Origin of the sequence: Sphingomonas sp. 22R3R2A-7 (assembly GCF_036856055.1) — a bacterium.
GTDB lineage: Bacteria > Pseudomonadota > Alphaproteobacteria > Sphingomonadales > Sphingomonadaceae > Sphingomonas.
This window is the reverse complement of the sequence record NZ_JASPFR010000001.1, coordinates 3,046,071-3,065,290: the sequence shown is the minus strand read 5'-3', so window position 1 is coordinate 3,065,290 and position 19,220 is coordinate 3,046,071. Positions and strand designations below refer to the sequence as shown.

18 protein-coding genes are annotated in these 19,220 nt (G+C 68.4%); 8 read left to right on the top strand and 10 right to left on the bottom strand.

Annotation, left to right across the window (positions count from 1 at the left end; genetic code table 11):
- The first annotated feature begins 61 nt into the window (after positions 1–61).
- Entirely contained in the window at positions 62–913 is an 852-nt protein-coding gene (locus tag QP165_RS14675; protein WP_333996187.1) for an outer membrane protein, read from the top strand.
- 321 nt (positions 914–1,234) lie between these two features.
- Here the strand turns inward: QP165_RS14675 and QP165_RS14670 are convergent, their stop codons facing one another.
- Positions 1,235–2,059, bottom strand: a complete 825-nt coding sequence (locus QP165_RS14670; protein WP_333996186.1) for a GcrA family cell cycle regulator — start codon at positions 2,057–2,059, stop codon at positions 1,235–1,237.
- Between the two features lie 86 nt (positions 2,060–2,145).
- Between QP165_RS14670 and QP165_RS14665 the strand changes: the two genes are divergently transcribed.
- A complete protein-coding gene (locus tag QP165_RS14665) occupies positions 2,146–3,000 on the top strand; it encodes an ABC transporter permease (RefSeq protein WP_333996185.1) in 855 nt (284 codons plus the stop codon).
- Between the two features lie 3 nt (positions 3,001–3,003).
- Complete coding sequence (locus tag QP165_RS14660; RefSeq protein WP_333996184.1) at positions 3,004–4,677, top strand: formate--tetrahydrofolate ligase; 1,674 nt, start codon at positions 3,004–3,006, stop codon at positions 4,675–4,677.
- Positions 4,678–4,809: 132 nt separating this feature from the next.
- Here QP165_RS14660 and QP165_RS14655 read toward each other — a convergent pair whose 3' ends face one another.
- Positions 4,810–6,204 (bottom strand): phospholipase D-like domain-containing protein, encoded by a 1,395-nt coding sequence (locus QP165_RS14655; RefSeq protein WP_333997043.1) that lies wholly within the window; start codon positions 6,202–6,204, stop codon positions 4,810–4,812.
- Positions 6,205–6,350: 146 nt separating this feature from the next.
- On the opposite strand from QP165_RS14655, the gene dinB reads away from it, so the two are divergent.
- On the top strand, positions 6,351–7,433 hold the full coding sequence (gene dinB / locus QP165_RS14650; RefSeq protein WP_333996183.1) for a DNA polymerase IV: 1,083 nt from the start codon (positions 6,351–6,353) through the stop codon (positions 7,431–7,433).
- A 21-nt stretch (positions 7,434–7,454) separates the two neighbouring features.
- On the opposite strand, the gene QP165_RS14645 is transcribed toward dinB, so the two are convergent.
- The gene (locus tag QP165_RS14645; RefSeq protein WP_333996182.1) at positions 7,455–9,077 is read right to left on the bottom strand and encodes a putative bifunctional diguanylate cyclase/phosphodiesterase; all 1,623 of its coding nucleotides are present in this window, start codon (positions 9,075–9,077) and stop codon (positions 7,455–7,457) included.
- Between QP165_RS14645 and QP165_RS14640 the strand changes: the two genes are divergently transcribed.
- The gene (locus tag QP165_RS14640; RefSeq protein ID WP_333996181.1) at positions 9,019–9,333 is read left to right on the top strand and encodes a hypothetical protein; all 315 of its coding nucleotides are present in this window, start codon (positions 9,019–9,021) and stop codon (positions 9,331–9,333) included. The two genes, QP165_RS14645 and QP165_RS14640, sit on opposite strands and share 59 nt — an antisense overlap.
- Positions 9,334–9,383: 50 nt before the next feature.
- On the opposite strand, the gene QP165_RS14635 is transcribed toward QP165_RS14640, so the two are convergent.
- A complete protein-coding gene (locus QP165_RS14635) occupies positions 9,384–10,298 on the bottom strand; it encodes an ROK family protein (RefSeq protein WP_056020700.1) in 915 nt (304 codons plus the stop codon).
- Between the two features lie 202 nt (positions 10,299–10,500).
- On the opposite strand from QP165_RS14635, the gene QP165_RS14630 reads away from it, so the two are divergent.
- Positions 10,501–12,297 carry an EAL domain-containing protein gene (locus QP165_RS14630; protein WP_333996180.1) on the top strand — a complete coding sequence of 599 codons (1,797 nt, stop codon included), beginning with the start codon at positions 10,501–10,503 and terminating at the stop codon, positions 12,295–12,297.
- Positions 12,298–12,318: 21 nt separating this feature from the next.
- Here QP165_RS14630 and glmS read toward each other — a convergent pair whose 3' ends face one another.
- Genes glmS through glmU form a run of 3 tightly spaced genes read right to left on the bottom strand, consistent with a single transcriptional unit; the run spans position 12,319 to position 15,962 of the window.
- A complete protein-coding gene (gene glmS / locus QP165_RS14625) occupies positions 12,319–14,142 on the bottom strand; it encodes a glutamine--fructose-6-phosphate transaminase (isomerizing) (RefSeq protein ID WP_333996179.1) in 1,824 nt (607 codons plus the stop codon).
- An 18-nt stretch (positions 14,143–14,160) separates the two neighbouring features.
- Positions 14,161–14,601 (bottom strand): hypothetical protein, encoded by a 441-nt coding sequence (locus tag QP165_RS14620; protein ID WP_333996178.1) that lies wholly within the window; start codon positions 14,599–14,601, stop codon positions 14,161–14,163.
- The gene (gene glmU / locus QP165_RS14615; RefSeq protein WP_333997042.1) at positions 14,598–15,962 is read right to left on the bottom strand and encodes a bifunctional UDP-N-acetylglucosamine diphosphorylase/glucosamine-1-phosphate N-acetyltransferase GlmU; all 1,365 of its coding nucleotides are present in this window, start codon (positions 15,960–15,962) and stop codon (positions 14,598–14,600) included. Before glmU ends, QP165_RS14620 begins: the two co-directional genes overlap by 4 nt.
- A gap of 68 nt (positions 15,963–16,030) precedes the next feature.
- Here glmU and QP165_RS14610 point away from each other — a divergent pair, with 68 nt between their 5' ends.
- Positions 16,031–16,711: an HAD-IA family hydrolase gene (locus QP165_RS14610; RefSeq protein WP_333996177.1), complete on the top strand. Its 681-nt coding sequence runs from the start codon at positions 16,031–16,033 to the stop codon at positions 16,709–16,711.
- Entirely contained in the window at positions 16,708–17,088 is a 381-nt protein-coding gene (locus QP165_RS14605; RefSeq protein ID WP_333996176.1) for a hypothetical protein, read from the top strand. The genes QP165_RS14610 and QP165_RS14605 overlap by 4 nt, the downstream gene beginning before the upstream one ends.
- Here QP165_RS14605 and QP165_RS14600 read toward each other — a convergent pair.
- Genes QP165_RS14600 through QP165_RS14590 form a run of 3 tightly spaced genes read right to left on the bottom strand, consistent with a single transcriptional unit; the run spans position 17,085 to position 19,218 of the window.
- Positions 17,085–18,098 (bottom strand): nucleotidyltransferase domain-containing protein, encoded by a 1,014-nt coding sequence (locus QP165_RS14600; RefSeq protein WP_333996175.1) that lies wholly within the window; start codon positions 18,096–18,098, stop codon positions 17,085–17,087. The genes QP165_RS14605 and QP165_RS14600 overlap by 4 nt on opposite strands.
- The gene (locus QP165_RS14595; protein ID WP_333996174.1) at positions 18,095–18,955 is read right to left on the bottom strand and encodes an HprK-related kinase A; all 861 of its coding nucleotides are present in this window, start codon (positions 18,953–18,955) and stop codon (positions 18,095–18,097) included. Before QP165_RS14595 ends, QP165_RS14600 begins: the two co-directional genes overlap by 4 nt.
- Complete coding sequence (locus QP165_RS14590) at positions 18,952–19,218, bottom strand: HPr-rel-A system PqqD family peptide chaperone (protein WP_333996173.1); 267 nt, start codon at positions 19,216–19,218, stop codon at positions 18,952–18,954. Before QP165_RS14590 ends, QP165_RS14595 begins: the two co-directional genes overlap by 4 nt.
- Between the last annotated feature and the right edge of the window lie 2 nt (positions 19,219–19,220).

Genomic DNA, 19,220 nt, shown 5'->3' with positions numbered 1-19,220 from the left:
GATATATTTCCCGGGACGACCCGTTCCTAAATTGGTTTAGATAAACAATCCCGGAGTTTACATGCGCACTTCCTTCTACGCCGCACTTGCCGGCGCGGCCGCTCTCGGCCTGATCGCGTCCCCTGCCTTTGCGCAGGAGACCACCGAGGACGCGCCGTTCAGCGGCATCTATATCGGCGCAGCGGGTGGCTATGACGTCCAGCCGAACGATGCCGGTTCGTCGATCCTGTTCGACCGCAACCTCGACGGCCGGTTCGGCGATACCGTGACGACGGCTGCCGGCGCAAACGCGTTCAGCAGCGGCTTCTGCAACGGTGCGACGCGCGCGACGACGCTCGCCGGCGGCGGCGGCTGCCGCAAGGACAAGGACGGCGCCGCCTATTACGGCCGCGTCGGCATGGACACGCAGCGTGGCAACATCGTCGTCGGCGTCGTCGGCGAATTCGGCAAGAGCGAGATCACCGACAGCGTGACCGCGTTTTCGACGACCCCTGCCAGCTACGTCATGACGCGCAGCGTCGATTGGGAAGCGTCGATCCGTGGCCGCGCCGGCTATGCGGTCAACACTACGCTGTTCTACGGCACGTTCGGTGCAGGCTATGCCAAGATCGACCGTGACTTCTACAGCACGAACACGGGCAACGCCTATCAGCAGAGCGGCAAGCGCCAGCAGTTCGGCATCCTCGGCGGCGGCGGCATCGAGCAGAAAGTCACGCCGAACATCTCGGTCGGCATGGAATATATGTTCCATCAGTATCAGGACGACGACTTCCGCGTCCGCGTGACGCAGGGCACGCAGCCTGCGACCAACCCGTTCGTGCTCGCGCCGAACACGACCGGCACCGACTTCCGTCGCAGCGACGACAATTTCCGCTGGCACAGCCTGCGCGCCACGGCCGCGTTCCGGTTCTAAGCGCAGGGGATGTGACGCCAACAGGCGTCACATCCCCAAGCTCGGCCGGCGTCGCCTCGGCGACGTCCGACGACGCGGCTTTGCCGCGGCGCGGGTGAGAATAGAGGGTCGCTTCCCGCTAAGGGAGGCGGCCCTTTTCTTTGCCCTACCCCATTCTTTAGGCCCACCCCGGGGCCCAATTGGGGGGCGGAGGCAACTTTGCGTTGCCCGCCATCACCCCGGCCTTGCCAATTGGGCCCCGGCGTTGGCCGGGGTGGGGCCTAGGACCTGGCTCGCGGGAGGGATACCCGGGCCGAGGGGGGCGAAAACGCCCCCCCAGTCTTAGCGCGCGCGCGGCCCGCCAAAGGGCAGTGGTGGCGTCGGACGACGGTCACGGCGCGGGAGCTGTGCCTGATAGGCATGACCGCAATGCGCGACGCAATACGGGAACCCCGGGTTCACCTTGTCACCGCAAAAGTGGAAATCGGGCTCGCCGGGATGGCCGAGCGGCCATTTGCAGATGCGATCGTTCAGATCGAGCAGGCTCGTCTTGTCGGCCATGTCCGCGGATGGCTTTGCGGGGACGAGGCGACGCGGCGGCGCCGGCGTGCTCGGCGGCTGCTGCTCGCCGGGTGCCTGGCGCAGGAAGCCACCGGGCCCGATCGAGCGCAGGATCGGCTGTGGCGCACGCACCGGCGCCGCGGCCGGCTCGACCACGTCGTCATCATCCTCGTCCTCGTCGTCATCCTGATCGACTGCGCGAGTCGCAGGGGCCGGCGCAGCCTCGACCGGCGCGTCCACCGGCACGGTCGCCACGGGCTCCGCACGCGGTGCAGGAGCCGCCGCGACGACGGCTGGCTTGGACACGGGCGGCGGCGGAACCGCGGCAGGCTGTGACGGGACAGGCTGGGCGGAGACCGGTTCGGTCGCTGCGGCCCCGGCGACCGGCGCTGGCGCAACGACCGCATCGCCCGACTTTTCAGCCGCCTTCGCGTCGGGATCGTTGGGCTTTACCGGCGACGGACGCGCCTGGAGTTCGAGGCGGTGCGCCTTGCCGATCACGGCGTTGCGGCTGACGCCACCCAGCGCTTCTGCGATCTGGCTGGCGGTCTGGCCGGCTTCCCACATCGTCTTGAGCGTCTCGATACGCTCGTCGGTCCAGGACATGTTCGTTCCTCAGTCTTCGGGTCGGCCGACATGGTCTTCGTCAACCGGGTTGCGGGCGGCAGCGGCAGCGATTACCCGCAACCCCCATGAGCAGCCAGCCCCCAATCGGTGAAATCCAGTCGGCGGTGCAGTCCGCCCCCGGCGTTCCCGTCATTCGCAACGTGAACTGGGAGGGACTTCGTACCCTCTATATCAAGGAGGTGCGCCGTTTCTTCAAGGTGCAGCTGCAGACGGTGTGGGCACCGGCAATGACGACCTTGCTGTTCCTGATCGTTTTCACGATCGCGACAGGCGCCAAACGCCCCGTGCTGGTCGGCGGCGAAACCGTGATGTTCGCCGACTTCATCGCCCCCGGGCTGATCATCAGCCAGGGCATGATGGGCCCCGCCTTCGCCAATGCGAGCTTCTCGCTGCTGGTCGGCAAGATGCAGGGCACGATCGTCGACTATCTCCAGCCGCCGCTGTCGACCGGCGAGCTGCTCGCCGCGCTCGTCGGCGGAGCGGTGACGCGCGCGGTGCTCGTCGGGTGCGTCGTCTGGGCGGCGATGGCGCTGTATCCGGGCGTGCATGTCACGCCGCATGCCCCGCTCGCGATCCTGTGGTTCGGGCTGCTCGGCGCGACCTTCCTCGCGCTGCTCGGCGTGCTGACCTCGATCTGGGCGGACAAGTTCGACCATGCCGCCGCGGTGACCAATTTCGTGGTCGCGCCGCTGTCGCTCTTGTCGGGCACCTTCTATTCGGTCGACACGCTGGCGCCCGCGTTCCGCGCGTTCAGCCACGTCAATCCGTTCTTCTACATCATCTCGGGCTTTCGCTACGGCTTTCTGGGCGTTGCCGATTCGCCGGTGATCGTCGGCGGCCTCGTCATCCTGGCGATCGACGTCGTGCTCGCCACCCTGTGCTACATGCTGCTGAAAAGCGGCTGGAAACTGAAGAACTAGGTCATGACCACCGACATCGCCATCGCCCGCAGCGTCGCGCTGCGCCCCATCGCGCAGATCGCCGACGCGCTCGGCATTCCCGACGACGCGGTCGAGCCCTATGGCCGGTTCAAGGCGAAGGTCTCGCTCGACTGGCTGCAGGCGCAGCGCGAGACCGGGCGGCGCGGCAAGCTCGTGCTCGTCACCGCGATCAACCCGACGCCTGCGGGCGAGGGCAAGACCACGACCTCGGTCGGGCTCGCCGACGCGCTGAACCTGACGGGTCGCAAGACCGTGCTCGCGCTGCGCGAACCGTCGCTGGGGCCGTGCTTCGGGACCAAGGGCGGGGCGACCGGCGGCGGGCGCGCGCAGGTCGCACCGATGGAGGACATCAACCTCCATTTCACCGGCGATTTCCACGCGATCACCGCGGCGCACAACCTGCTCGCGGCGATGATCGACAACCATATCCACTGGGGCAACGCGCTGCAGATTGACGTGCGGCGCGTGGTGTGGCGCCGCGTGCTCGACATGAACGACCGTGCGCTGCGCGACATCGTCCAGTCGATCGGCGGGGTCGCCAATGGTTTCCCCCGCGAATCGGGGTTCGACATCACCGTGGCGTCCGAGGTCATGGCGATCCTGTGCCTCAGCGAGGATCTCGCCGACATGGAGCGGCGGCTGGGCGACATCGTCGTCGCCTATACGCGTGACCGCACCCCCGTCACCGCGCGCGACCTGAAGGCCGACGGCGCGATGGCGGTCCTGCTGGCGGAGGCGATCAAGCCCAACCTCGTCCAGACGCTCGAGGGGAACCCTGCCTTCCTGCACGGCGGGCCGTTCGCCAATATCGCGCATGGCTGCAACTCGGTGATCGCGACGCGCGCGGCGCTGGCGCTGGGCGACTATGTCGTGACCGAGGCGGGCTTCGGCGCGGATCTGGGCGCGGAGAAGTTCTTCGACATCAAATGCCGCCAGGCGGGGCTGTCCCCCGATGCGGTGGTGATCGTCGCAACCGTCCGCGCGCTCAAGATGAACGGCGGCGTCGCCAAGGCCGATCTGGGCGCGGAGGACGTCGAGGCGGTCCGGCGCGGCGCGGTCAACCTCGTCCGCCATATCGAGAATATCCGCCAGTTCGGCGTCCCCGCGGTCGTCGCGATCAACCATTTCCACACCGACAGCGAGGCCGAGATCGCGGTCGTCCACGAGGCGGCGAGCGCACACGGCGCTCGCGCGATCCTGTGCCGCCACTGGGCCGACGGCGGCGCGGGCGCGACCAAGCTCGCCGATGCAGTCGCCGATCTGTGCGACACGCACGCCGCCAGTTTCGCGCCGCTCTACGGTAACGAGCTGTCGCTGTTCGACAAGATCGACACGGTTGCGCGGCGCATCTACCGCGCCGAGCATGCGGTGGCGGAGCCCAGCGTGCTCGCGCAGCTCAAGCGCTGGGAAGATGCCGGCTACGGCCACCTGCCGGTGTGCCTCGCCAAGACGCAGTACAGCTTCTCGAGCGACCCTGCGCTGCTCGGCGCGCCGACCGGGCATATCGTGCCGGTGCGCGAGGTGCGGCTGGCCGCGGGCGCGGGCTTCGTCGTCGCGATCTGCGGCGAGATCATGACGATGCCCGGCCTGCCGCGCGTGCCGGCGGCGGAGGCGATCCGCCTCGATGCGGACGGACTGATCGAAGGGCTGTTCTAGCCCCAATCCTCCCCCGCCAGGGGGAGGTGGCAGGCGTCAGCCTGACGGAGGGGGCGGCAAGGGAAACGCCTGTGCCGCGTCCTCCCCCTCCGTCGCCTTTGGCGCCACCTCCCCCTGGCGGGGGAGGATAAGTCATTTCTTCTTCGAGCGGCGGAGGTGGAGGCGGCGGAACAGGCCGCGCTCCGAGAAGCTTTCAAACATCTCCTCGGGGCCCTCGGGATCGAGCACCTCGTTGTCCGCGAGCCATGCCTCGACCGCGGTCAGGTCGGGCGCCTCATAGGCGCGCAGCGACTTGCCCTGCCCGCGCAGCCGCTCGATCGTCTCGATCAGCGACCCCGTCTCTGCGATCATCGTCGTCACGACCTCGACATCGACCGCGAGATGCTCGGCGATCAGGTCGTTGCGGATCGCGGTGATGCCCGTGCTCGTCGCCTCGTCATGCGCGCGGATCGCGAGGTCGCATTCGGTGTCGAGCCGCAGCGACCGGTTGTTCATGTTCGACGAGCCCAGCCGGAAGACCTGATCGTCTGCGATCAGGATCTTGGCATGGCAATAGATCGCCTCGCCGCCGCTGGTGTAGGGATGGTACATGCGCAGCCGCTTGTGGACGTCGCGGTGCGCCAGCGCGGTCATCAGCCGGGCACGCGCGGTATCCATCGCGATCGGCTCGAGCCAGCCTTGTGCAGTCACCGGGTTGATGATCACGATCTCGGGCCCGTCCGCCTCGTCGAGCCGGCGCGCGACCGCCTCGGCGATCTTGCGCGACGCGAAATACTGGCTCTCGATATAGAGATGCCGCTTGGCGCCGGCGATCTGCGCGAGGAACAGCGCCTCGCTCTCGTGCACCGGGACCTGGTCGTCCATCTCGGGCTCGGTCCGCGCGATCGCGACGTCGACGTCGCGGAAATGCACGCCGAGTTCGTCGGGCCAGCACGCGGCGCCCGGGCTCGCCTCGGCGATCGGCACGCCGCCCGCCAGCACCCAGCGATCGCGGAACAGCTGCCCCAGCGCGGTCGCGACGGGGCCTGCGACCGCGCTGATCGCGTCGTGCCACGGCTTATACGCGCGGCCCGAGGGACGCAGACGGCGCGGATCGTCGTGGCGATGCTCGCGCGTGTCCCAGCGATCGCCGGTCATGTCGATCCCGCCGCAAAAGGCGAGGCAGTCGTCGATGATCACGATCTTTTGGTGATGCGATCCCGCGGTCGGGTGATGCCCGTCGAGCTTGGTATGGATGCGCGGATGCCGCATCCACTTCATCATCGTGAACAGCGTCGAACCGCGGAACAGCGACTTGATCGCACCGGTATCCCAGCGGAGCAGGAAAATCTCGAGATCGGGCTGGCGTTCGACCAGCCACAGGATGAACGCGCCGAGCGTGGGCGGTTCACCGGGGCGGTCGACACCGGGTTCGAGCTGGATCCGCGCATCGAAATCCCAGCCGATCAGCATGATCCGCCGCTTGGCATTCAGCATCGCGACACGCGCCTGGCGGAAATATTCTTCCGCATCGACGATCACGGACATCTGGTCCGCGCGTTCGATACGCCAGCATTCGGTTCCGATCCGCACGTCAGGTCCCCTTGTCGGCGCAGAGTGCGCCCGGCCGAATTTGCTCAACGCCGTAACGACGCTCTGTTTCCGCGCGGCGTCAGGGCCTATCTGCGGTGCAGATGGCCGCCCCTCCTACCCACCCGCCGGTCCAGCGCAAGATCATCCATGTCGACATGGACGCCTTCTATGCCTCGGTCGAACAGCGCGACGATCCGACGCTGAAGGGGCGGCCCGTCGCGGTCGGCGGATCGCGCGCGCGCGGGGTGGTCGCGGCGGCAAGCTACGAAGCGCGCGCATTCGGCGTCCACAGCGCGATGCCATCGGTCACCGCGTTGCGCAAATGCCCCGATCTGGTCTTCGTCCCGCCGCGCTTCGACGTCTACCGCTCGGTTTCGGATCAGATCCGTGCGATCTTCGCCGACTATACCCCGCTGGTCGAGCCGCTCTCGCTCGACGAGGCGTATCTCGACGTGACCGACGATATTCGCGGCGTCGGGTCCGCGCAGGCGATCGCCGAGGAAATCCGCACGCGGATCAAGGCGGATACCGGGCTGACCGCGTCGGCGGGCGTCAGTTACAACAAGTTCATCGCCAAGCTCGCCTCGGACCAGAACAAGCCCGACGGGATCTGCGTCATCACGCCGAAGCGCGGCGCCGCCTTCGTCGCGTCGCTGCCGGTCAAGCGCTTCCACGGGGTCGGACCGGTGACCGCCAGGAAAATGGAGCAGCTCGGCATCCTGACTGGTGCGGACCTGCTCGAGCGGCCGCTGCCGTTCCTCCAGGCGCATTTCGGCAGCTATGCCGACTATCTCTACGGTGCGGCGCGCGGGATCGATCACCGCCCCGTCCGCGTCAATAGGCCGGCCAAGTCGGTCGGCGCGGAACGGACGTTCGAGACCAACCTGAGCGACCCGGAGGCGCTGCGCGAGGCGTTGCACCGGGTTGCCGATGCGGCCTGGGTACGGATCGAACGCCACGGCACGCGCGGGCGGACGGTCACGCTCAAGCTGCGCCATGCCGATTTCCGGACGATCACGCGCGCGCGGTCGTCGAACAGCGCGGTCAACGACAAGGCGGCCTTCCTGCGTGCCGGGCTCGACCTGTTGATGGCGCAATTGCCCGTGCCCGACGGCGTCCGGTTGCTCGGGCTGACGCTGTCCGGGATCGTCGGCGAAGAGGATGCGCAGCCGATATTGCTGTGATGCCTGCCAAGACGGGCGGGGCTAGCGAAAGGCGCGGAGCGGGACCCGGCTCGACGCATCGCTCGCCTTGCCGACCGCGGTGAGCGGCCCCGACGCCGCCATCGTCCGCGCGGTGTCGGCACAGATCGGATGCGAGAAGAAATAGCCCTGGAGATGGCTCGCCCCCGCAAGCCGCAGCGCCTGGACCTGCGCCTCGGTCTCGACCCCTTCGGCGATGACCCCGAGGCCGAGCGCGCGGCCGAGATGGATGATCGAATGGACGATCGCCGCGCTCTCGCGCTCGCGGCCCATCCCGTCGATGAAGCTGCGGTCGATCTTGAGCGAATCGAGCGCGAAGGTGCGGATGTTGTGCAGGCTCGAATAGCCCGTCCCGAAATCGTCGAGCGCGATCCGGAAGCCGTGGCTGCGCAACGTCGCCAGCGTCTGCGCGGCGCGTTCGGCATCGTCGAAGATCGCGGGTTCGGTGATCTCGATCTGCAGCCGCGCGGGCGCGACACCGGCACGCGCGACCCGGTCGAGCACATAGTCGACGAAATTGTGCCGGCGGAACTGGCGCGGGCTGAAATTGACCGAGACATATTGCCCCGGCCAGTCCGCCAGTACCGCAAGCGCGTTGTCGAGCACCCAGTCGCCGAGATCGTGGACGAGGTTGGACTCCTCCGCGATCGGCATGAACAGCGCGGGGCTGATCGCGCCGTGCGCCGCGGTGTCCCAGCGAAGCAGCGCCTCGAACCCGACGACCGCGATCGTCTCGCGCGCGACGATCGGCTGATACACGAGGCTGAGTTCGTTGCGCGCGATCGCCTGGCCGAGCCAGCCCTCGATCCGCCGGCGGAAGCGGATATCCTCGTCCATCGTCTCGTCGAACACGCGGACGATCCGGCGGCCGTTGCGCTTGGCGTCGTTGAGCGCGAGATCGGCGCGGCGCATGATGTCGAGCGGATCGATCCCCTCCCCGCCCTGCGTGACGACCAGCCCTGCGGAGGCCCCGCCCTGAACCGAATTGCCGAACACCTGCAGGCTGACCGAGCACGCCGCGATGATCGCGTCGCAGGCGCGCACCGCCTCCGCCTCGCCGGACGCGTCGAACAGGATCCCGAATTCGTCGCCGCCGAGCCGCGCGACCATCGCGCCTTCGGGCGCGGACCGCATCAGGATCATGCCGATCTCGCGGATCAGCGCATCGCCCGCCAGATGGCCCAGCGTGTCGTTGACGAGCTTGAAGCGATCGAGGTCGATCATCACCGTCGCGAAATCGCCGTCGACGCGCGCGCGCTCGCCCAGCACGCGCTGGAACGCGAGCCGATTGGGCATGTCGGTCAGCGAATCATGCGTCGCCAGATGCAGCGCACGGCTCTCGTTGGCGGCGAGTTCGGCGGCACGGACCTCGAGCTGGTCGATCCGCCGCGCGAGCGTGGCAAGCGTGGCGTCGTGCCGGCGGTCGACGTGCCACCGCTCGGCGAGCGCCGCCGCGGTCTGGCGGACCTCGGCGGGCGTGAACGGCTTGGCGATGTGGAAAAGCTTGTCGATCGGCCCGGCGTCGCGCGCGATCTCGTCGAGGCGAATCGCGGCAAGGCCGGTGACGATGACGATCGCGATGTCGGGATCGAGCGCGCGGATCTCGCCGCGCGGTTTCGCGGCCATCGATCCCCGGCGGCATCCGGATGTCGATGAACGCGACCGCGAACGGATCGCCATCGGTCCGCGACTGCGCGACCGCATTGACCGCCTCGAGCCCCTGCAGCGCATGCGCAAGCTCGACGATCCTGCCGTTGCTTCCGCCAAGATCCTCGGCAGGCGCAAAGGCGGCCCGGTAGCCGTCATGGACGGCAGCCTCGTCGTCGACGATCAGAATACGCATGCACAACCGCTCCTCGCGAGACGGGATTCCGCTGGATAGGGCGGTGTCCCGTGCTTCGCGTCGTTGGTCGGCGGGCTAGGCAAACAGCGTTAAGATGGCGTGAAAGCGGCCGCGATTTGTTGGCCAAGCGCTTGTGTACCAAGCACGATCGCGCCGAGCGGCCCCGCATTGCCGCCGAGTGACGGCGGCACGATGAAGCTGTCGACCAGCGCGACTTCGGGAAGCGTGACATAGCCGCCGAGGCTGCGCGTCATCGCCGCGCGGATCCGCGGATAGAGATGGCCCGCCCCCATCACGCCGCCGCCGATCACGATCCGCCGCGGGATCCCGGTGAGCACCAGCGTATGACATAATTGCCCGAGCGCCTCGGCGACGCCGTCCCACACCGGGTGATCGGCGGCTGCATCGTCGGCCGGATGACCAAGCCGTGCGGCGATCGCCGGCCCCGACACCAGCCCTTCGAGACACGCGCCGTGGAACGGGCATGCGCCGATCCAGTCGTCGCCCGCGACGCGGACCGGGCGGATATGGCCGAGTTCGGAATGCGTCAGGCCATCGACCGGACGGTGATTGGCGATCAGGCCGGCGCCGACCCCCGTCCCGACCGTGACATAGGCGATGTCGGCAAGGCCCTGCGCTGCGCCCCAGCAGGCCTCTGCCAGCGCGGCGCCGACGACGTCGGTGTGAAAGCCGGTCGGAACGCCATAGCGACGATGCAGGCGCCCCGCGATATCGGTGCCCGCCCAGCCCGGCTTGGGGGTCGAGGTGATGTGCCCGTAGTCGCTCGCCCCCCGGTCGATCGAGACCGGACCGAAGCTCGCGATGCCGATCGCGGTAAATCCGCTCCACCGGTCGAGCACCGCCTCGATCGCGGCCAGTGTCTCTTCGGGCCGCGTCGTCGGGATCCGGACACTCTCCTCGATCGCATCGGGGCCCCGCGCGAGGATGCAGATGCACTTGGTCCCACCAAGCTCGATCCCTGCCACCAATGGTGCTTCGCTCATATCCGATCCCCGATCCTGCGTCGGGTCGCTTCACCGTGGTCGGTCCGATCCGTCAAGCGCGTTGGCACCGGGGAGGCGACGCGCCCACGGCGTGACCGAGCCGCGACAAAGCAACGCCCGCGGACAATTTCATTATATGTTAATAACATAAGTTTAGTTTGATTCGTGTGGCCGCAAAACCGCGGTACGACTGGAGCACCATATGTCCGTATCGGATGAAGGCGCCCGGCTCTATGCCTTGCGCCAACTCAATCTTCTCGACACACCCCCGAGCGAGAGCTTCGACCGGATCACCCGGATGGCGTGCCAGATCTTCGGGCTGCCGATCGGCGCGGTGTCGCTGACCGATACGGATCGCCAATGGTTCAAGTCGCGCGTCGGCATCTCGCACGACACGATCGCGCGGCACAAGGCACCCTGCGCCGAGGTCACCGAAACGGGGGCGATGCTCGTCATACCCGACCTCGCCTCGGACCCCTGCTATAGCGACAGCGCGCTCGCGGACGCCGGGATCCGGTTCTACGCGGGCGCACCGCTGGTGACGCATGACGGGCACGGGCTCGGCGCGCTTTGCGTCCTCGGCACCGAGCCGCGGTCGCCGGCGCCCGAAGAAACCGCGGCACTGACCGATCTGGCGGCCATGGTGATGGCGCAGATCGAGCTTCGCCATGCGTTCGGCCGGGTCGATCCGGTCAGCGGCCTGCCCAACCGGTTTCAGTTCGTCGAGGATTTCGAGGATCTTACGCGCGACTGCCCGGGGCAGCAGCGGTTCATGGTGATGGTCGATCTCGCGCGCGCCGATGAACTGGGAACGCTGACGCGCGTGATGGGCGCAAGCTATATCGAGACGTTCGTGAAGGACGCCGCGCAGACGGTCCGCACGCTCGTCGATGCGGACCGCGTCGTCTATCACATCGCCGCGACGCAGTTCGCGTTCCTGTCGCGTGCGGACGTTTCGTTGAGCGCCTATATCAAGGTGGTCGCCGCCGGGCTCGAGACATCGCGCACGACCTCGCTCGCACGGTACGTCACGACGACCGCCGCCGGCATCGTTCCGGTAACGCTGGGCACGATGCGGTCGCAGGAACTGCTGCGCGCCGGACATGGCGCCGCACAGGATGCGCAGACGGCGCCGGGGTTCATCAGCGTCTTCACGCGGGCCAGCGAACGGGAGACCGAACAGTCGCGCAACATCACGCTGCTCCTGGCGTACGGTGCCGCGCTGGAAACCTGCGGGCAGATGCGGCTGGTCTATCAGCCGCGAATCGACCTTGCCCGACGCCGGTGCGTGGGCGTGGAGGCGCTGCTGCGGTGGCGGCATCCGCGGCTCGGCGAGGTGTCGCCGGGCGAGTTCATCCCGGTGATCGAGCGCACCGCGCTGGCGAAGCCGACCACCGCGTTCGTCCTCGAGACCGCGCTACGTCAGCATCTCCACTGGCGTGAGCAAGGACTCGTGCTGCCGCTGTCGATCAATATCGCGACCTCCAATCTGGAGGACGACGATTTCGTCGAACAGATCACCGCCGCGCTTGCGCGCCACGCGATCCCGCCGGCGATGCTCGAACTCGAAGTGACCGAAACTGCGGTGATGGAGAATTCCGTGCTCGCGCTCGCCCGGCTCGAGGCGCTGGCGGCGACGGGCATCCGGATTGCGATCGACGATTTCGGCACCGGACACAGCAGCCTCGCCTATCTCCAGACGCTGCCTGCGGACGTCGTCAAGATCGACAAGTCGTTCGTCGATGCGCTCGGCGCCGACGACGGGCGCGGCGAGACGATCATCGCGACGATGATCACGCTGATCGGCGAACTTGGCCTGCGCGTGGTTGCCGAGGGCGTCGAGACGGCGGACGCGGTCGCGATGCTGACCAACATGGGCTGCGACGAGGTACAGGGCTACGCGTTCGCCCCCGCGCTCGAGGCGGACGCGCTCCTGCCGTGGATCGCGCAGTTCAACGGCACCGCAGGCGCCGCGACGATCGAGCGCGCCGCAGCCTGAGCCTCGCGCCGCGGCGCCCGCCTATTCGACGGTCACCGACTTGGCGAGATTGCGCGGCTGGTCGACGTCGGTGCCCTTGAGCACCGCGACATGATAGGCGAGCAGCTGGACCGGCACCGCATAGACCAGCGGCGCGATCAGCGGATGGACCTTGGGCATGGTGATCGTCGCCATGCAGCCCTCGCCCGCCGCCTGGATACCGTCATAGTCGCTGATCAGCACGACCTTGCCGCCGCGCGCCATCACTTCCTGCATGTTGCTGACGGTCTTGTCGAACAGCGGCCCCGACGGCGCGATGACGATGACGGGGACATGCTCGTCGATCAGCGCGATCGGGCCGTGCTTCATCTCGCCCGCGGCATAGCCCTCGGCATGGATATAGCTGATTTCCTTCAGCTTCAGCGCGCCCTCGAGCGCGAGCGGATAATCCGTCCCGCGACCGAGATACAGCACGTCGCGCGCGCCCGCGACGGTGTGCGCCATCGCCTCGATCGCCTCGTCATAGGCGAGCGCGCCGTTCAACGCGGCGGGCGCCTCGGCGAGGTGCCGCGCGATCTCGCGCTCCTGCTCGCGCGTCAGCAGCCCCTTCGCCCGCGCGAGGTTGGCGGCGAGCGCGGCAAGGACGGCGAGCTGGCAGGTGAACGCCTTGGTCGACGCGACGCCGATCTCGGGGCCCGCATGCGTCGGCAGCAGCAGGTCAGCCTCGCGCGCCATCGAGCTGGTCGGCACGTTGACGACGACCGCGATCTTCTGCCCCTCGGCCTTGGCGTGGCGCAGCGCCGCCAGCGTGTCCGCGGTCTCGCCCGACTGCGAGATGAACAACGCGAGGCCGCCCGCCTCCATTACCGGCGCGCGGTAGCGGAATTCGGATGCGACATCGAGGTCGACGGGCACGCGCGCGAACTGCTCGAACCAATATTTGGCGACCATGCCCGCGTAGAAGCTCGTTCCGCACGCGACGATCGTGACGCGCTTGATGGTCGACAGGTCGAATTCGGGGATCGGCAGCGAAACCTCGCCCTCCATCCGCTTCAGGTACGAACGCAGCGTCTGCGCGACGACGATCGGCTGCTCGTAGATCTCCTTGAGCATGTAATGCTTGTGGTTGCCCTTCGAGATCACCTCGCCGGTGATCCCCGACAGCGTGATCGCGCGCTCGACGGGTGCGTTGTCGCGGTCATAGACCTGCGCGCCGTCGCGCGTCAGCACGACCCAGTCGCCCTCGTCGAGATAGGCAATACGCTGCGTCAGCGGCGCGAGCGCGAGCGCGTCCGAGCCGAGGAACATCTCGCCCTCGCCGTGGCCGACGACCAGCGGCGAGCCGAGCCGCGCACCGATCAGCAGGTCGGGATGCTGGCGGAACAGGATCGCGAGCGCGAACGCACCGTGCAGCCGCGGCAGGATCTCGCGGACCGCGGACACCGGGTCCATTCCCGCCTCGACCTTCTCGCTGACGAGATGCGCGACGACCTCGGTGTCGGTCTCGCTGGTGAAGGTCCGGCCCCGCGCGATCAGTTCCTCGCGCAGCGGCTTGAAGTTCTCGATGATGCCGTTGTGGACGACCGCGACCTCGCCGGTAGCGTGCGGGTGCGCGTTGTTGGTGGTCGGGCCGCCATGCGTCGCCCAGCGCGTGTGCGCGATCCCGGTCTTGCCCGGCAGCGGATGCGCGGCGAGTTCGTTCGCCAGGTTCACCAGCTTGCCCGACGCGCGCCGCCGCTCGATCGCGCCGTCGAAATCGGTCGCGATCCCCGCCGAATCATAGCCGCGATATTCGAGCCGCTTGAGCCCGTCGAGCAGCCGGCCGGCAACGTCGTCGTTGCTGAGGATTCCTACGATGCCACACATATGATTACGTCCGTTCGTTCAGTCGACCGAGCGGAGCTGATCGCCCCGCGCGATGAAAATCTGGGTCTGGTAATAATATTTTCCGGTCGGTCGGCCGTCGGTGAGAAAATCGATCCTCACCCGGCGCGCCTCGCCCTCGATCTCGATCCGCCGGCCCTGGAGCGCGGTCTCGACGGGCGCGCCGAGCCGCATCTCGAGCTGACCCTGCGCGACCGGCGCGATCTCGAGCGAGACGTTGCGCTGGTCGCGGTAGTCGGTCTCGGAATTGAGGTACAGATGGCCGTCCTGCCGCCCCGACGCGCGGACCGTCAGCACGAACAGCCCGGGATAGGCGCCGGGTGCGAGCGCCGCCGCGCGCTCGATCGCGACCATCGCCGGAAGCGCGTCGCGCGACGGCTGCGGCGTGGCGCAGGCGGCGAGGCCGAGCGCGGCGACGAGCCCGACGGTGCGCAGCGTCACGCCCTTGCCGCCTTCATTGCCAGCATCTTTTCGCGGAACCGTGCCGCCCAGCCGGGTCTCGCGACCTGCGGCGGGCGAACCAGCGCGAGCGCGTCGGCGGCGACATCCTGCGTCACCACGGAGCCCGCTGCAACGATCGCGCCGTCGCCGATCGTGACGGGCGCGACCAGCGCGGAGTTCGACCCGATGAACGTCCCCGCGCCGATCACCGTGCGATATTTGAAATAGCCGTCGTAATTGCAGGTGATCGTGCCAGCGCCGATGTTCGCGCGCGCGCCGATCTCGGCATCACCGATATAGCTCAGGTGGTTGACCTTCGCACCCGCGCCGATCGTCGCCTTCTTCACCTCGACGAAATTGCCGACGCGCGACCCTGCGCCCAGATCCGCGCCGGGGCGCAGACGCGCGAACGGCCCGACATCCGCGCCCGCACCGATCGTCGCGCCCTCGACATGGCTGAAGGCATGGATGACCGCACCGTCGGCGACGCGGACGCCGGGGCCGAACACGACGTTGGGCTCGATCGTCACGTCGCGCCCGAGGATCGTGTCGTGCGCGAACCACACCGTGTCGGGGGCGATCAGCGTCACGCCGGCGGCCATCGCCTGCGCGCGGCGCGTCGCCTGCCATGCCGCCTCGACACCCGCCAGTTCACCGCGGCTGTTGACGCCCGCGACTTCGTCCGCCCCTGTTTCGATCACAGCGGACGCCTGGCCATCCGAACCTGCCAGCCCGACGATATCGGTCAGGTAATATTCGCCCGCGGCATTGTCGTTGCCAAGCCGGTCGAGCAACGCGAACAGATCGGACGACCGCACCGCCATCAGCCCGGAATTGCACAGCGTCACCGCCCGTTCCGCCGCCGACGCGTCCTTGTATTCGACGATCCGGTCCATCCGGCCGGCAGCATCGGCGATGACGCGACCATAGGCACCGGGATCGGCGGGGCGGAAGCCGAGCACGACCACGGCCGGCGTGTCGTCGCCGTGGAGGCGGTCGATCATCCGCCGCATCGTCGCGGCGGTGACCAGCGGCACGTCGCCATAGAGGACCAGCACGTCGCCTTCGAATCCGTCGAGCGCCGCGCGCGCCTGCGCAACCGCATGGCCGGTGCCGAGCTGTTCCGCCTGAAGCGCGGTGGCGATGCCGAGCGGCGCGACCGCCGCCTCGACCTGCGCGCGGCCCGCACCGGTGACCACGACGGTACGCGCCGGCGCCAGCGCGCCCGCGTTCGCGATCAGATGCAGCAGCATCGGTCGCCCCGCAATCGGGTGGAGCACCTTGTGCAGATCGGACTTCATGCGCGTACCCTTGCCCGCGGCAAGGATGATGACCGCGATCGGCTGGTCTGGAGAATCCATCGTCATGGAAGGACCGCTGCCACGAAAGCCTTGCCAATTCCATAGTGCCGCTGGCAGGCACCCGGGCAATGACGCATTTTTCTTTCGATATCGTCGGGTTCGACCTCGACGGCACGCTGCTCGATACCAGCGGCGATCTGGCCGCCGCGGTCAATCACGCGCTCGCGCTGGCGGATCGCCCCGCGCTGAGCGTGGGACAGGTCAAGCCGATGATCGGCGGCGGCGCGCGGCACATGCTCAAACAGGGGCTGACCGCGACGGGCGGCTATGACGAGGCGATGCTCGACCGCCTCCATGCCGCGCTGCTGGCGCATTACGAAGCCAATATCTGCGTGCTGACGAGGCCCTATCCCGGCGTGATCGATGCACTCGACGCGCTGGCGGCGCGCGGGGTCACGCTTGGGATCGTCACCAACAAGATCGAGCGGTTCGCGCGCATCGTCCTCGACCAGCTCGACCTGACCGACCGGTTCGCCTGTGTTCTCGGGGGCGATACGCTGGCGCAGTCCAAACCCTCGCCGATGCCGATCCACGAGATGGTCCGGCTCTGTGCGCAACAGGCCCGGGGCGACCGGGCGGCGTTCGTCGGCGATTCGATCTTCGACATCCAGGCCGCGCAGTCGGCGGGGCTTCCGGCGATCGCCTGCAGCTTCGGGTTCCTGATGCAGCCGGTCGACGAGCTTGGCGCGGATGCGGTGATCGACGCGTTCGACGCGCTGATCCCCACGCTCGAAGGCCTGTCGCGATGAGGCGCGACCGCGACCTGACCGGATTCTTCAAGATCGCGCTCGTCGTCGCGATCGTCGTCGCGATGACCATGGCGCTGTTGCCCAAGCCGCCGCATTTGCCGATCGACCGGTTCGGCGACAAGTTCCAGCACATGCTCGCCTTCGCCACGCTCGCGGCGCTCGCGTCGTTCGCCTATCCCGCCGCACGCGGATGGAAGGTGCTCGAACGCCTGTCGTTTCTGGGCGCGATGGTCGAGGTGCTGCAGTCCATTCCGTCGCTGCACCGCGACTGCGACATTCGCGACTGGATCGCCGACACGATTGCGATCGCGGTGGTCGTGGCGATCATCGCGCTGGTACGACAGAGCCGCCCGCCGCGGATACGCACGCTGCACTAGGCGCGCGTGCGGGCCTTGCGCCATTTCGCCCATAGATGCCGCGCGAGCATTGCCGGCGGCATGCGCAGCCAGTGCGACCGGATGTAGAACGCGAGCCGCGTGGCCGGCCGGGTCGGTCGCCCCCACCCATCGCGCGCGGTCATGCGACGGACGAACAGCCGGTCGATCCCGGTCGCTCGGCGCTCTCCGAACAGGCATTCGACAAGACGCACCGCGCGCTCGACCTCGATCCGCAGACCGTGGCGATCGGCGTCGTCCGCGAGGCCCTGCGTGCCGAATTCCGCGATCAGGCAACGGACGTCCCACAGATTGCGCAGGCCGCCGGCGAGATCGCCATCGGCGAACAGGTGCGCGGCGGCATGGACGATCATTCCGTTCGGCGACAGGACGGACAGCCCGTTGCCGAGCGGCACGCTGTCCGCGATCAGCGCCACCGGGTCGGGCGTGATGCGCGCGGTAAGCGGCAGGATGCTGTGGTGGACGTCGATCATCCGGTCGCGCTCGCGGTGGATGAGCGGCGGCAATTCATGCATCCAGCGCCGGTAATAGGCGTCGTCGTACGGATCGGGCTTCACCCATTCCCAGCCCGCCGCGAGCAGCGCCGTCTCTGCCGGATCCAGCGCCTCGCGCGGGACGAGGATGTCGAGATCGCCGATCGACCGCCCCTGCCCCGCCATCAGCCCCGCGGCGACAAACGCGGTCCCCTTCAGCACCACCACCGGACAGCCAAGCGGCGCGAGCGCCCGCCGCGCCATCTCCGCTTCCCACAGCGCGGCACGCCGGCCCTGCTCCGCTGCGGCGCGCGCGTCGGCGAGGATAGCGGCGACCGCCCCCGGCATCGGCAAGCCGTCGAGCCGCGTCGCGAGCGTTCCGATCAACTGCTCCGCCCGCGCCATCGTCAGCACCGCGCTCCAGCCCGCCGGATCGAGACGCGTCACGATCGACGGTTCGGCCAGTGCCTGCGCGAGAAACCGCGCGCTCGCCGGGGTTCGGGTGACGGGGTCAGTCATCGCGGCGCGCACAACGCCTCGACCTGTGCGACCGCGCTGTCACCGTCGGGATAGTCGATCGCGATCGACGGGATGCGGGCGATGAGCCCCGTCAGCGCTGCGAACCCGGGCTCGCCGAGCGCGACATAGTTGGTCGAGGCCTGCGTCATCCGCACGAACGCCTCGGCGGGCGGAACGGCGCGCACCGCCGCCGCGAACCCGTAGCGCGGGAACAGCAACAGCGCAGGCGTCGCCGGCACGTCCATCGCCGCGATCGCGCGCGCGTCGGGAACCATGTGACGGATGTCGCCCTTCGGCGTCGACGCGAGCAATGGCCCCATCCGCGCGGTCGGCGACGCACCCTGGGCCGCTGCGATCGCCTCGTTCTTGAGGCTGATCAGACGCGGGAATGCGTGGACCAGTCCGGTCTGTGGGTCGAGCAATGCGAACTCGTCGCCCATGAACCGCCACCCCCGCGCCGCGAGCAATGTCGCCAGCGTCGACTTGCCCGCGCCCGAGATGCCCGTCATGAGCACCGCACGCCCGTCACGCTCCACCGCCGAAGCGTGGAGCAGCAGATACCGCCGCGCGCCCAGCGCCATCTGCAGGTTCATCGCCATCTCGGCCGCGAGCAGGCCCTGCCGCAACGGCAGCGGCGCGGCCTCCGGCAGCATATAGTCGCCCCCGATCTCCACCGATGGGCGAATCCACTGCCGCCAGGGTCGTCGCGCGAACAGTCGCACGGTATAATCCGCGACCCCGTCGTACGGCTGCGGATAGTCACGATAGAGGCTGCGAAGCTGGTCCATCGGCGCGCGCCAGTCCGACCCGATCCGAAAGCCGATCGGCCCGATCCGCAGCGATACCGCGTGTCTCACGACGCCGTCACCAGCCCTGCCACGATCAGCTCGTCGAGCCGCGCCGCGAGTGCGTCGCGCGTCGGGTCGGCAAGATCATAGTCCTGCGAAAGACGCGCGAGCAGCGCGTCGAGCGACAGGCCGTGCTCGCTCAGGATCGCCAGGATCTGCGGCGCGGGTTCGGTCAGCAGGTGCGTGATGCCCGACCGCCGATGATAGACCGCGGTGAACGCATCGAGCGGCGCGGCCCGCCGCGCATCCGACGGATCCGCGCGAAACGTCACCG